Annotated in this window: 13 protein-coding genes and 1 tRNA gene; all 14 read left to right on the forward strand. The window is 65.9% G+C overall.

The window, feature by feature from the left end; all coding sequences use genetic code 11:
• Nucleotides 1–3: 3 nt before the first annotated feature.
• Nucleotides 4–1,923, forward strand: a complete 1,920-nt coding sequence (ftsH, locus tag BA899_RS02970; protein ID WP_159299671.1) for an ATP-dependent zinc metalloprotease FtsH — start codon at nt 4–6, stop codon at nt 1,921–1,923.
• Nucleotides 1,883–2,779: a dihydropteroate synthase gene (gene folP / locus BA899_RS02975; protein WP_370456298.1), complete on the forward strand. Its 897-nt coding sequence runs from the start codon at nt 1,883–1,885 to the stop codon at nt 2,777–2,779. The genes ftsH and folP overlap by 41 nt, the downstream gene beginning before the upstream one ends.
• The gene (gene glmM, locus BA899_RS02980; RefSeq protein ID WP_159299672.1) at nt 2,776–4,146 is read left to right on the forward strand and encodes a phosphoglucosamine mutase; all 1,371 of its coding nucleotides are present in this window, start codon (nt 2,776–2,778) and stop codon (nt 4,144–4,146) included. Before folP ends, glmM begins: the two co-directional genes overlap by 4 nt.
• A 50-nt stretch (nt 4,147–4,196) precedes the next feature.
• Nucleotides 4,197–4,955, forward strand: coding sequence for a triose-phosphate isomerase (gene tpiA / locus BA899_RS02985; RefSeq protein ID WP_159299673.1), 759 nt, complete (start codon nt 4,197–4,199; stop codon nt 4,953–4,955).
• Between the two features lie 30 nt (nt 4,956–4,985).
• Nucleotides 4,986–5,345, forward strand: coding sequence for a preprotein translocase subunit SecG (gene secG / locus BA899_RS02990; protein ID WP_370456299.1), 360 nt, complete (start codon nt 4,986–4,988; stop codon nt 5,343–5,345).
• Between the two features lie 77 nt (nt 5,346–5,422).
• Nucleotides 5,423–5,507 (forward strand) — tRNA-Leu (locus BA899_RS02995).
• Nucleotides 5,508–5,552: 45 nt separating this feature from the next.
• On the forward strand, nt 5,553–5,909 hold the full coding sequence (locus BA899_RS03000; protein ID WP_110883100.1) for an NADH-quinone oxidoreductase subunit A: 357 nt from the start codon (nt 5,553–5,555) through the stop codon (nt 5,907–5,909).
• Nucleotides 5,900–6,376, forward strand: coding sequence for an NADH-quinone oxidoreductase subunit B family protein (locus BA899_RS03005; RefSeq protein ID WP_023365985.1), 477 nt, complete (start codon nt 5,900–5,902; stop codon nt 6,374–6,376). Before BA899_RS03000 ends, BA899_RS03005 begins: the two co-directional genes overlap by 10 nt.
• Nucleotides 6,377–6,387: 11 nt before the next feature.
• Nucleotides 6,388–7,119, forward strand: coding sequence for an NADH-quinone oxidoreductase subunit C (locus tag BA899_RS03010; RefSeq protein WP_148121795.1), 732 nt, complete (start codon nt 6,388–6,390; stop codon nt 7,117–7,119).
• The gene (locus BA899_RS03015; protein ID WP_110883098.1) at nt 7,112–8,365 is read left to right on the forward strand and encodes an NADH-quinone oxidoreductase subunit D; all 1,254 of its coding nucleotides are present in this window, start codon (nt 7,112–7,114) and stop codon (nt 8,363–8,365) included. The genes BA899_RS03010 and BA899_RS03015 overlap by 8 nt, the downstream gene beginning before the upstream one ends.
• Nucleotides 8,362–8,871 carry an NADH-quinone oxidoreductase subunit NuoE gene (gene nuoE / locus BA899_RS03020; RefSeq protein ID WP_159299674.1) on the forward strand — a complete coding sequence of 170 codons (510 nt, stop codon included), beginning with the start codon at nt 8,362–8,364 and terminating at the stop codon, nt 8,869–8,871. The genes BA899_RS03015 and nuoE overlap by 4 nt, the downstream gene beginning before the upstream one ends.
• Nucleotides 8,872–8,873: 2 nt before the next feature.
• Complete coding sequence (gene nuoF / locus BA899_RS03025; protein WP_110883096.1) at nt 8,874–10,151, forward strand: NADH-quinone oxidoreductase subunit NuoF; 1,278 nt, start codon at nt 8,874–8,876, stop codon at nt 10,149–10,151.
• Nucleotides 10,148–12,562, forward strand: a complete 2,415-nt coding sequence (nuoG, locus tag BA899_RS03030; protein ID WP_159299675.1) for an NADH-quinone oxidoreductase subunit NuoG — start codon at nt 10,148–10,150, stop codon at nt 12,560–12,562. The genes nuoF and nuoG overlap by 4 nt, the downstream gene beginning before the upstream one ends.
• Nucleotides 12,559–13,581 (forward strand): NADH-quinone oxidoreductase subunit NuoH, encoded by a 1,023-nt coding sequence (nuoH, locus tag BA899_RS03035; protein ID WP_110883094.1) that lies wholly within the window; start codon nt 12,559–12,561, stop codon nt 13,579–13,581. Before nuoG ends, nuoH begins: the two co-directional genes overlap by 4 nt.
• Nucleotides 13,582–13,586: the final 5 nt, after the last annotated feature.

The raw sequence follows: 13,586 nt of genomic DNA on the forward strand, positions 1-13,586 counted from the left end.
GACATGGCCAAGAATTTGCTCCTCTGGGTGGTCATCGCCGTGGTGCTGATGTCCGTTTTCAGCAATTTCCAGGGGCAGGGGACAACCGCCCAGGAAATCCCGTATTCGCAGTTCCTGACTGAGGTCGAGAACAGCCGGGTGGATTCGGTCACCATGAAGGGGCCGGTCATTCGTGGTACCCGCGGCGACGGGTCGAACTTCACGACCTACAGCCCCGAGACCGATAACAGTGCCCTGGTGGGCCAGCTGATGGACAGCGGCGTCAATATCAGCGCTGAAGAGCCCGAGGGGCGCAGCATGCTGCTGCAGATCCTGATCTCGTGGTTCCCCTTCCTGCTGCTCATTGGCGTGTGGATCTACTTCATGCGTCAGATGCAGGGCGGCGGTGGCGGCCGTGGCGCCATGTCGTTCGGCAAGAGCCGCGCCAAGATGATGTCCGAAGAGCAGGTCAAGGTGACCTTCAAGGATGTTGCCGGCGTGGAAGAGGCCAAGCAGGACGTGGTCGAGCTGGTGGAGTTCCTCAGCGACCCGTCCAAGTTCCAGCGCCTCGGGGGCAACATCCCGCGTGGCGTCATGATGGTCGGGCCGCCCGGCACGGGTAAGACCCTGCTGGCGAAGGCCATTGCCGGTGAGGCGAAGGTCCCGTTCTTCAGCATCTCGGGCTCGGACTTTGTCGAGATGTTCGTGGGTGTCGGCGCCTCCCGGGTGCGTGACATGTTCGAGCAGGCCAAAAAGCAGGCGCCCTGCATCATCTTCATTGACGAGCTCGATGCCGTCGGCCGCCAGCGCGGCGCCGGGATGGGCGGCGGCAATGACGAGCGCGAGCAGACCCTCAACCAGATGCTGGTCGAAATGGACGGCTTCGAGGGCAACGAGGGGATCATCGTCATCGCGGCGACGAACCGGCCCGATGTGCTCGACCCGGCGCTGCTGCGGCCGGGACGGTTCGACCGGCAGGTGGTGGTGCCGCTGCCGGACGTGCGGGGGCGTGAGCAGATCCTCAACGTCCACATGAATAAGACCCCTCTGGCCGACGACGTCAACGCGCGGACCATCGCCCGTGGATGCCCGGGATTCTCGGGGGCGGATCTCGCCAACCTGGTCAATGAGGCGGCCCTGTTCGCGGCACGCCGCAACAAGCGGGTCGTGGATCAGAACGACTTCGAGGATGCCAAGGACAAGATCATCATGGGCGCCGAGCGCAAGTCCATGGTCATGGGCGAGGACGAAAAGCGCCTCACCGCCTACCACGAGGCGGGCCATGCCATCGTCGGGCTCAACGTGCCGGATCACGATCCCGTGCACAAAGTGACCATCATCCCCCGCGGCCGCGCGCTGGGTGTGACCATGTTCCTGCCCGAGGAAGACCGCTACAGCTATACCAAGCAGCGGCTGAACAGCTCCATCTGCGGGCTTTTCGGCGGCCGTATCGCCGAGGAGCTGATCTTCGGGGCCGAGCGGGTCACCACCGGTGCCCAGAACGACATCGAGCGGGTCACCGAAATCGCCCGCAACATGGTCACCAAGTGGGGGCTGTCCAGCAAGATGGGGCCGCTCGCCTATGGCGAGGACGAAAGCAATAACGCCATGGGGCTGCCGATGGGGCAGAAGAACATCTCCGATGAGACCGCGCACTCCATTGACGAGGAGGTCCGGCGGATCGTCGAGGAGAACTATGCCGAAGCGACCCGGGTGCTCAAGGCCCACGACGACAAGCTCCATGCCATGGCCGATGCGCTCATGAAGTACGAGACCATCGATCGCGATCAGATCGATGACATCATGAACGGACGGCCACCGCGTCCGCCCAAGGAAAGCGAGGGCCCCTCGGGCAAGGCACCGGGCGGTGGCACCGCCGACGAGGGCGACGGTGAGGTCGCCGATGACGGAGTCGGCGTCGGCAAGCCCGCCAGCGAGCATTAGTCCCGCCGTGACGGAGACGCTGGACTGCGGGGGGCGTGAGCTGTCGCTGCGTCACCCCCGCGTGATGGGTATTCTCAACGTGACCCCCGATTCCTTCTCGGACGGGGGTCGTTTCGTCGGCGCCCAGGCCGCCGTCGATCATGCCCGGGCCATGCAGGAAGCCGGCGCGGCGATCATCGATGTCGGCGGCGAGTCCTCCCGCCCCGGGGCCACCGGGGTCCCGGAGCAGGAAGAACTGGATCGGGTGATCCCGGTGCTCGAGGCGCTCCATGGGGCCGTCGAAGTGCCGCTGTCCGTGGATACCACCAAGCCCGGGGTCATGAAGGCGGCGGCGGCGGCCGGCGCAGGCCTGATCAATGACATTACCGCCCTGCGCAGTCCCGGCGCGCTGGAGGCCGCGCGCGAGACCGGACTGCCGGTGTGCCTGATGCACATGCAGGGCGCGCCGGCGACCATGCAGGACAATCCCACCTACAGCGACGTCCTCGGCGAAGTCACCGCCTTCCTGCGTCAGCGGCTGGACGCCGCCGGGGCGGCAGGCATCCCGCGATCCCGGTTGCTGATCGACCCGGGTTTCGGGTTTGGTAAGCGGGACCCGCATAATGCCCGACTACTGGCCGGACTGCCGGCCCTGACTGAGCTGGGCGTGCCAGTGCTGACGGGCCTGTCGCGCAAGTCGCTGGTGGGCCGCGTGCTGGGGCGCGAGCTGCCCGACCGCCTGGCCGGCAGCGTGGCGGCTGCGGCGCTGGCGGCGTGGCATGGGGCATCCATCATTCGGGCGCATGACGTGGCCGAGACCCTGGATGCGGTGAATCTGATGGCGTATGTCCGTCAACATGGAGGAGGGGACGCATGACGCGCAGGTATTTCGGGACGGATGGCATCCGCGGTCGGGTCGGTGAGCCGCCCATCACCGCCGATTTCGTCCTCAAGCTGGGATGGGCCGTGGGGCGCGTCATCGGGGCGCGCCATGGCGCCGGGGAAGTGCTGATCGGCAAGGACACGCGGCTGTCCAACTATATGTTCGAGTCGGCCCTCGAGTCGGGGCTCTCGGCGGCCGGGATCGATATCCGTCTGCTGGGCCCCATGCCGACCCCGGGGATCGCCTATCTCACCCGCACGCTGGGGGCCAGCGCGGGCATCGTGATCAGCGCCTCGCACAACGGCCATCAGGATAACGGCATCAAGTTCTTCTCCGCCGACGGTTTCAAGCTTGACGACGCCGCCGAGCTGGCCATTGAGGCGCAGCTCGACGAGCCCCTCGCCACCGTTGAATCGGCCCAGCTCGGCAAGGCCACGCGCTTGATGGACGCGCCGGGGCGATACATAGAATTCTGCAAGGCCGCGCGTCCGGCCGGCCTTGATCTGCGCGGGCTCAGACTGGTGGTGGACTGCGCCAACGGCGCGGGCTATCAGGTCGGCCCGGCGGTGTTCGAGGAGCTGGGGGCCACCGTGATCCGTCGCGGTACCCATCCCGATGGCCTCAACATCAACGTCGACTGCGGCTCGACGCATCCCGCGGGGCTGCAGGCGGCGGTCATCGAGCAGGGGGCTGATGCCGGCATCGCCCTCGATGGCGATGGCGATCGGGTGATCATGGTCGATCATCGCGGCGAGGTTCTCGATGGCGACCAGCTGCTGTGGATCATCGCCGCCGAGCGCGCCCGTCAGGGCACGCTGCGCGGGCCGGTGGTGGGCACGCAGATGAGCAATCTGGGGCTTGAGCGGGCGCTGCGCAGCCTTGATGTCGACTTCCACCGTGCCCGGGTCGGGGACCGTTATGTCCTGGAAATGCTCCGCGAGCACGCGGGCACACTGGGTGGCGAATCCTCGGGGCACATCGTCTGCCTGGACTGCACCACCACCGGTGACGGCACCGTATCGGCGCTGCAGGTGCTGGGCGCGATGGTCCGGGCCGGGCGGCCGCTGGCGGATCTGCTCGACGGCATGACGGCCATGCCGCAGCACCGCGTGGATGTGCCCATTGAGCGGGGCAGCCGGCCCATGAGCGACGCGCGGATCACCCGTGCCGTGGAAGCCCTCGAGGCCGAGCTCGGCGAGCGCGGTCGGGTGCTGCTGCGCGCCTCGGGCACCGAGCCGCTGCTGCGGGTGATGGTCGAGGGCGAAGAGGCCGCGCAGGTCGAGGCGAAGGCCCGTGCGCTCGCCGCCGAAGTGCGGGCCCTGTGTGGTGTGACCGAGCCGGCCGGGGCCAATGTGAATTGATTCGGCGCGGTCCGATCAGTAACCTTCCCGATTTTTAGCAGGGGACTGCCATGCGCACGCCGCTGATTGCCGGTAACTGGAAAATGAATGGCCTGGGCGACGACGCCCGCCACCTCGCCACTGCGGTGGCGCAGGGCGTCGCTGGCCTGGGCGGCGTTGAGATCGCGGTTTGCCCGCCGTTCGTCCACCTCGACACGGTCCGTGACCGGGTGGGCGATGCGCTGTCGGTGGGCGCGCAGAACTGCGCCGATGCCGCCGAGGGCGCCCGCACCGGCGAGGTCTCGGCGGCAATGCTGGCGGATCTGGGCGTGCGTTACGTCATCCTCGGCCACTCTGAACGGCGCCAGTATTATGGCGAGGACGACGCGCTGATCGCCGCGCGCTACGCCCAGGCCCTCAAGCAGGGGCTCCGGCCCATCCTCTGTGTCGGTGAAACCCTTGAAGAGCGTGAGGCCGATCGGACCGAATCGGTGGTGGCCAGACAGCTGAATGGCGTGATCGACCGGCTTGATGCCAACATCGGGCTCGGCGACGGCGTGATCGCCTACGAGCCGGTCTGGGCGATCGGCACGGGCCGTACCGCCACCGCACAGCAGGCGCAGGCAATGCATGCCTTCATCCGCCAGACGCTGGCGGCACGTGATGCCGGCCTGGCCGAGCGGATGCGGCTGCTCTACGGCGGCAGCATGAAGGCGGCCAACGCGGGCGAGCTGCTTGCCGAGCCGGATATCGACGGTGGCCTGATTGGCGGCGCGTCGCTCAAGGCCGATGATTTTGTGGCCATCTGCGCCACGGCAGCGCGGGGCTGACCCCCGTCAACAAACGGAATCGACTGACTGATGTACACGATTGTTCTGGCCATCCATCTCGGGCTCGCACTGGTGCTGATCGGCGTGGTGCTGCTCCAGCACGGCAAGGGCGCCGACGCCGGCGCCGCCTTTGGCAGCGGCGCTTCCAACACGGTCTTCGGCGCCCGCGGATCGGCGTCCTTTCTCGGGCGCCTGACCGGCATTCTCGGCGTGGGCTTTTTCGCCACCAGCCTCACGCTGGCGATCATGGCCGGGACTTTCAGTTCCGGCGGCAGTGTCGTTGACGGGTCGGTCACCGATACCCCTGCCACCGAAAGCGCACCGGCGCCAGCGGCCGATGACGCGGGCAATGGTGAGGGCAGCCCGGCCCCGGCGCCCGCCCCCGACTGAGCCGGCTGCGCGGCCCCTGCGGATTGCCCGCCGGGGGCTGCGCTGGTAATATCTCGATTGTTCAAGGCCACCGTGCCGCGGATGTGGTGGAACAGGTAGACACGCTGTCTTGAGGGGGCAGTGGCGCAAGCCGTGCCGGTTCGAGTCCGGCCATCCGCACCATCTTGGTCCTACCAAAACGTTTCGACTGAAAGGTGGCATTCGCCTATGATCGAGAGCTATCTGCCCGTCCTCGTGTTCATCGCCATCGCAATGGGGATTGGCATCGCGCCTCTCGCCGCGGGCTTCATCCTTGCACCCCGACGACCGGACCACGAAAAACTGTCGCCGTACGAGTGCGGGTTTGAGGCGTTCGAGGACTCGCGCATGCAGTTCGACGTGCGTTACTACCTCGTCGCCATCCTGTTTATCATTTTTGATCTGGAGATCGCTTTCCTGTTTCCGTGGGCCATCGTGCTCGATGAGATCGGGCTGTTCGGTTACGGCGCCATGGCGATATTCATTGGCGTTCTCCTGGTCGGTTTCCTCTATGAGTGGAAGAAGGGGGCTCTGGAATGGGAATAGAAGGCGCTCTCGACAAGGGCTTCGTGACAACCTCGGCGGACAAGCTCATCAATTGGGCGCGCACCGGCTCGCTATGGCCGATGACCTTTGGTCTGGCCTGCTGCGCGGTCGAGATGATGCATGCCGGCGCGGCCCGCTATGACATGGATCGGCTCGGGCTGATCTTCCGGCCGTCGCCACGGCAGTCCGACGTGATGATCGTCGCCGGCACGCTGGTCAATAAGATGGCGCCGGCGCTGCGTCGGGTCTACGACCAGATGCCCGATCCCAAGTGGGTGATCTCGATGGGCTCGTGTGCCAACGGCGGTGGCTATTACCACTACTCGTATTCGGTGACGCGGGGCTGTGACCGGATCGTGCCCGTGGACATCTACGTGCCCGGCTGCCCGCCCACCGCCGAGGCGCTGCTCTATGGCGTGGTCCAGCTGCAGAACAAGATCCACCGCACGAACACCATCGCACGCTAGGGAGAATCGCCATGGCCCTGACGGCTGACAAGGTGCTCGAACAGGTCCGTTCATCGCTGGGTGACCAGGTCGTCGCCAGCCGCTGCGAATACCGCGAGGCGGAAATCGAAGTCGCCCCCGGCGATCTCTATGCGGCCATGCAGACCCTGCGCGACGAGCCCGGGTTGGCTTTCAGCCAGCTGCTGGACATCGCCGGCGTCGACTACGCGGCCTACGGGCAGGATGAGTGGATCACCGAAGAGGCTACCAACACCGGCTTCAGCCGGGGCGTCGATGGCTTCAGCACCGGGCGGTTGGGGCTGACCGGCATCTACGGCGTCCAGCCGGTCCGCGAGAGCACCGGGCGCCGCTTTGCGGCGGTCTATCATCTGCTGTCGGTCAGCCATAACCATCGCCTGCGGGTACGCTGTTTTGCCGCCGATGATGATCTGCCCATGCTCGATTCCATCGTGCCGCTCTATGCATCGGCCAACTGGCAGGAGCGCGAGGCGTTCGATCTGTTCGGGGTCATCTTCAACGGGCATCCCGACCTGCGCCGGATCCTGACTGACTACGGTTTTGTCGGCCATCCGTTCCGCAAGGACTTTCCGCTGATCGGCAATGTCGAAGTGCGGTACGACGAAAACCGGGGTCGAGTGGTCTATGAGCCGGTCTCCATCCAGCCGCGTGTGCTGGTGCCGCGGGTGATCCGCGACGACAACCGCTACGCCGACCCCTCCAAGCAGGAGGCCCCCGATGCCTGAGATCAGTAGTTACACCGTCAACTTCGGCCCCCAGCATCCGGCCGCCCACGGCGTGCTGCGTCTGGTGCTCGAAATGGACGGCGAGGTGGTCCGCCATGCCGACCCGCACATTGGTCTGCTGCACCGCGCCACCGAAAAACTCGCCGAGACCAAGCCGTTCAATCAGAGCATCGGCTACATGGACCGGCTCGATTACGTGTCGATGATGTGCAACGAGCATGCCTATGTGCTCGCCATCGAGAAGCTGCTGGGGATCAAACCGCCGGAACGGGCCCAGTACATCCGCACGATGTTCGATGAGATCACCCGAATCCTCAATCACCTGCTGTGGATCGGCGCGCACGGGCTGGATGTGGGCGCCATGACCGTCTTCCTCTATGCGTTCAAGGAGCGCGAGGAGCTGATGGACTGCTACGAGGCGGTCAGCGGGACGCGGATGCACGCCACCTACTACCGGCCCGGCGGTGTCTACCGCGATCTGCCGGCGCGTATGCCCAAATACCGCGACTCGGAGTATCGCAGCGACAAGGACCTCAAGCGCATGAATGCCGATCGCGAAGGCAGCATGCTCGACTTCATCGAGGCGTTCTGCGACCGGTTCTCGGGCACCATTGACGAGATCGATACCCTGCTGACCGACAACCGCATCTGGAAGCAGCGCCTGGTGGACGTGGCCGTGGTCCCGCCCGAGCGGGCCCTGCAGCTCGGCTTTACCGGGCCCATGCTGCGTGGCTCGGGGGTCGAGTGGGATCTGCGCCGTAAGCAGCCCTACGAGGTCTACGACCGCATGGACTTCGATATCCCCGTGGGCACCAACGGCGACTGCTATGACCGGTATCTGGTGCGCATGGAAGAGCTGCGTCAGTCGGTGCGGATCATCCGCCAGTGTGCCGATTGGCTGCGGCGCAACGACGGCCCGGTCATCCTGGGCGATCACAAGGTGGTCCCGCCGAGCCGCGAAGAGATGAAAGACGACATGGAGTCGCTCATCCATCACTTCAAACTGTTCACTGAGGGCTACTGCACACCGCCCGGCGAGGTCTATGCCTCGGTCGAGGCGCCCAAGGGCGAGTTTGGCGCGTACATCGTCTCCGACGGGGCCAACAAGCCCTATCGGCTCAAGCTGCGCGCCCCGGGTTTCGCCCACATGTCGGCCATGGACGAAATGGTCCGCGGCCACATGCTTGCAGACGTCGTCACGGTGATGGGAACCATGGATATCGTTTTTGGAGAGGTGGACCGGTGAGCACAGCCGAGAGCCCGGATCAGCATGAACTGACTGCGCCCGAGCGCGAGGAAATCGACCGCTGGCTGGCACAGTTTCCTGACACCCCCGAGGGGCGCCGGTCGGCCGTGATTCCGGCGCTGCATGTGGTGCAGCACAACACCGGCTGGCTGCCCCGCGGGCGGATGGACGCGGTGGCGGAGTACCTCGGCATGGCGCCGGCCCGGGTCTACGAAGTGGCCACCTTCTACGGCATGTTCGAGGTCGAACCCGGTGGCCGTCACCGGGTCAATATATGTACCAACATTTCCTGCATGCTCCGGGGGTCGGATGAGATCGTCGAGCATGTCGAGAAAAAGCTGGGAATCAGCCTTGGCGAAACCACCAGTGACGGCCGCATCACCCTCAAACGCGAGGAAGAATGCCTGGCAGCCTGCCGCAGCGCGCCCATGATGCTGGTGGATGAGGTGTTTTACACGGATTTGACGCCTGAGAAGGTCGATCGGATCCTCGACGATCTGGAGTAGCCATGACCAACGTCTGCTACACGACACTGCAATTCGACGAGCCGTGGACCCTCGAGAACTACCGGGCCATCGGCGGCTACGAAGCGCTGGAGCGGGTGCTCCGCGACGGCATCAGCCAGGAAGACATCATCGAGACGGTTAAGTCCGCCAACCTGCGCGGCCGTGGCGGTGCGGGGTTCCCGGCCGGCATCAAGTGGAGCTTCATGCCGCGCAACGCCCCCGGCACCAAATACCTTCTGGTCAACTCCGATGAGTCCGAGCCGGGGACCTGCAAGGATCGCGACATCCTTCGCTACAACCCGCACGCCCTGATCGAGGGCATGATCATCGCGGGCTATGCCATGGGCGTGGAAGTGGCCTACAACTACATGCGTGGCGAGTTCATCCGTGAGCCCAATGAGCGGATGGAGCAGGCCGTGCGGGAAGCCCGCGAGGCCGGCTATCTGGGCCGCGATATCCTCGGCTCGGGGGTCAATTTCGAGGTCTACAACTACGTCGGCGCCGGTGCCTACATCTGCGGCGAGGAGTCGGCGCTGATGGAGTCCATCGAGGGCAAGAAGGGCATGCCGCGCAATAAGCCGCCATTCCCGGCCCAGTCAGGTATCTATGGCCGTCCGACCACGATCAACAACACCGAGACCATCGCCTCGGTACCGTCGATCATGCGCAACGGTGCGGACTGGTTCCTCGAGCTGGGCAAGCCCAACAATGGCGGGATGAAGATCTTCTCGGTGTCGGGCCACGTCGAGAACCCCGGCAATTTCGAGGTGCCGCTGGGGACGCCGTTCAGTGATCTGCTGGCCATGGCCGGCGGCGTCTGGAAGGGCCGGCGGTTGAAGGCCGTCATCCCCGGCGGGTCATCGATGCCGATGATCCCCGGTGATCAGATGATGGAGCTGACCATGGACTACGATGCCCTCATGGAGGCCGGCTCGGCACTGGGCTCGGGCGGTGTGGTGGTCATGGACGAGACCACCGACATGGTGCGGGCGCTGATGTGCATCAGCCGCTTCTACTACGCCGAATCCTGCGGTCAGTGCACGCCGTGCCGCGAGGGCACCGGCTGGATGTACCGGGTGATCAAGCGCATCTACGAAGGGCACGGTCGCCCCGAGGACCTGGAGCTCCTGGACTCGGCGGCCGGGCAGATCGCTGGCCACACCATCTGCGCCTTCGGCGAGGCGTCGGCCTGGCCGGTGCAGGGCGTGCTCAAGCACTGGCGTCACGAGTTTGAACACTACATCGAACACAAGCGTTCCATTGTCGAGGCGGCCGCATGAGCGCAGAAGTCAAGACCCAGAACCCCGAGACGGTCAACGTCACCATCGACGGCCAGTCCATCGAGGCGCCCAAGGGGGCCTCGCTGATCTCCGTCGCCGACGAGCATGGCATCGACATCCCGCGCTTCTGCTACCACAGCAAACTCTCAGCACCGGCCAACTGCCGGATGTGCCTGGTGGATGTGGAGATGAACGGCCGCAAGGCGCCCAAGCCGCTGCCGGCCTGCATTACGGCCGTGGCGGACGGCATGGTCGTGCAGACCACCTCCGAGCGGGCACTCAAGGCGCAGCGCGGCGTGATGGAGTTTCTGCTCATCAACCATCCTCTCGACTGCCCGATCTGTGATCAGGGCGGCGAGTGCGAGCTGCAGGATCTGGCGCTGGGCTATGGCCGCAGCGTTTCGCGTTTCTCCGAGCGTAAACGCGTGGTCAAGGATGAAAACCTGGGGCCGCTGGTCGCCACCGAGATGACCCGCTGCATCCACTGCACGCGCTGCGTGCGGTTTCTCGATGAAGTCGCCGGCACCTCTGAGCTGGGGGCGATGTACCGTGGTGAGCACACCGAGATCAGCACCCTGGTGGGCAGCGGTGTGCACTCGGAACTGTCCGGTAACATCATCGATCTGTGCCCGGTGGGAGCCCTGACATCGCGCCCGTATCGCTACACCGCCCGGGCCTGGGAAATGCTCAGTCACTCGAGCATCGCACCGCACGACTGCCAGGGTTCCAACATCGATCTCCACCAGGTCCGCGGCACGGTCAAACGCGTGGTCCCGCGCGACAACGAGGCGATCAACGAGTGCTGGATCAGCGACCGCGACCGGTTCTCGTATGAGGGCATCTACAGCGATGCCCGGCTTGCCACCCCGCAGATCCGCGAGAACGGCGAATGGCAGAGCGTCGACTGGCAGACCGCCATCGAGGCGGCGGCCAATCACCTGCGGGACAGCGTTGAGCGTCATGGCCCCGAGGCGCTCGGGGCGCTGGTATCGCCGTCGTCGACGCTCGAGGAGATGTATCTGCTGGGCCGGATCGTCCGGGCCATGGGCAGCCACAACATCGACGCGCGGCTGCGCCGCGGCGACTTCCGTGACGGGATCGAGACCGCCGGGTTCGCCGGGCTCGAAACGCCCGTCGCCGACCTCGAGAATCTGGACGCGGCATTCGTCATCGGCGGCTATCCGCGCCATGAACAGCCGCTGATCAACCACCGCCTGCGTAAGGCCGCCCGCAATGGCGCCGAGGTCATGGTGCTCAACCCGCGGGCCTTCGACTGGAATCTGCCGCTCGGCGTGGAGCAGGTGGTCCCGGCGGACGCCATGCCCCGGGCATTGGCGGGTGTCGCACGGGCCGCGGCGGCGCTCCGCGGGGTGGATGAACCCGCCGGACTCGAGCAGTGGCTGGGCACGGCCGAGGCCGACGAACCCACCCGACAGATCGCGGCGGCGCTGGTCGGCGATGGCCGGCGCGCCCTGCTTCTGGGCGGTCTGGCTGACAGCCATCCGGCCGGCGCCGAGCTGCGCTATCTGGCGGCGGAAATCGCGCGCCACACTGGTGCCGATTACGGCGAGCTGACGCCGGGCGCCAACACGGCGGGTGCCTGGCTGGCGGGGGCCGTGCCGGGTCGCACGGCCAACGGCGAAGCCACTGACGGCCTGGATGCCGCGGCAATGCTCGCGACGCCCCGTCAGGGCTATATCCTGATGAATGCCGAGCCTGAGCACGACTTCTTTGACGGTGAAACGGCCACTCGGGCGCTCGCCGCGGCCGAGGCCGTGGTGGCCCTGTCGGCCTATGACAGCCCCGCGCTGCGCGAGCATGCCGATGTGCTGCTGCCAATCGCGACGCTGGGCGAGACCGCTGGCACGTTGGTCAACGCCGAGGGCCGCTGGCAGACCTTCGCCGGCGTCGGCTATCCGCAGGGCGATGCCCGGCCGGCCTGGCGGCTCCTGCGGGTGTTGGGCAACGTGCTGGACCTTGAGGGCTTCAACTACCAGGCCCCGGATGAGATCCATCACGAGCTCCAGCGCCTGTCCGAAGGTACGGGGGTCGCCCGGCCGTCAGCACCCATCGCGGCGCAGACGCCGGCCCCGAGTGAGCTCACCCGCATCGGCTATCCGGCGATGTTCGGCGTGGATCCGCTGACCCGGCATGCCGCCTCGCTGCAGCAGACCGATCATGCGGCCCCGGCGCGGGCAGTAATGAATCCGGTGGACGCCGGGCGTCTCGGTGTCTCTGAGGACGATGCCGTCCATGTCCGCCAGTCGGGTGCGGCCCGGCGGCTGCCGGTGGCGGTCAGCGACGCCGTGCCGGCGGGCAGTGTCTGGATTCCGGCGGGCGTCGAAGGCAGCGCCGGTCTGGGTGCGCTGATGGGAGCCATCGAGGTGGTGGCGGACGGAGCCGCGGCATGAACGCATTGATCGAGTTGAGCTGGATTACCGCCAAGATCGTGGCGCTGATCGTGCCGCTGTTCCTGGCGGTGGCGTACATGACCTATGCCGAGCGCAAGGTCATCAGCTCGATGCAGCTGCGGCGGGGCCCCAACCGGGTCGGTTGGCATGGCCTGCTGCAGCCGTTTGCCGATGCCCTCAAGCTGCTGATGAAAGAGGTGGTGCTGCCGCAGAACGCCAACCGCTTTCTGTTCGTGCTCGCACCCATGCTCTCGATCATGCCGGCGCTGGCGGCCTGGGCGGTACTGCCGCTCGCCGACGGACTGGTCATCGCCGATGTGAATGCCGGTCTGCTCTACGTGCTGGCCATGACCTCCATGGGGGTCTACGGCATCATCCTGGCCGGCTGGGCCTCCAACTCCAAATACGCCCTGCTCGGTGCCCTTCGGGCCGGCGCACAGGTGGTGTCCTACGAGATCGCCATGGGCTTTGCGCTGGTCGGCGTGCTGATGGCGGCGGGCAGCCTCAATATGGGCGAGATTATCCAGGCGCAGCAGGGGCCATTCTGGAACTGGTTCTGGCTGCCCCTGCTGCCGCTGTTCGTCGTTTACTGGATTTCAGGGGTGGCGGAGACCAACCGTCTGCCCTTCGACGTGGCCGAGGGCGAGTCGGAGATCGTCGCCGGCTTCCACGTGGAGTACTCCGGGATGGCCTTCGCCATCTTTTTCCTGGCCGAATATGCGAACATGATCCTGATATCGGGACTTGCGGCCATTCTGTTCCTGGGCGGGTGGTATTCGCCGTTCGAGGGACTGCCGCTGCTGGGGCCGCTGTTCGGCTGGGTGCCGGGACTGGTCTGGTTCCTGCTCAAGGTGTGCCTGTTCCTGTTCCTGTACATCTGGTTCCGGGGTACGTTCCCGCGGTATCGCTACGACCAGATCATGCGGCTGGGCTGGAAAGTGCTCATTCCGGTCACCGTGGTCTGGCTGATTGTTGTTGCGGGCCTCAGCCTGGGAGAGGTCGGTCCGTGGTTTTCATAGGTAGG

Source organism: Spiribacter sp. SSL99, from assembly GCF_009805925.1.
Classification (GTDB): Bacteria; Pseudomonadota; Gammaproteobacteria; order Nitrococcales; family Nitrococcaceae; genus Spiribacter; species Spiribacter roseus.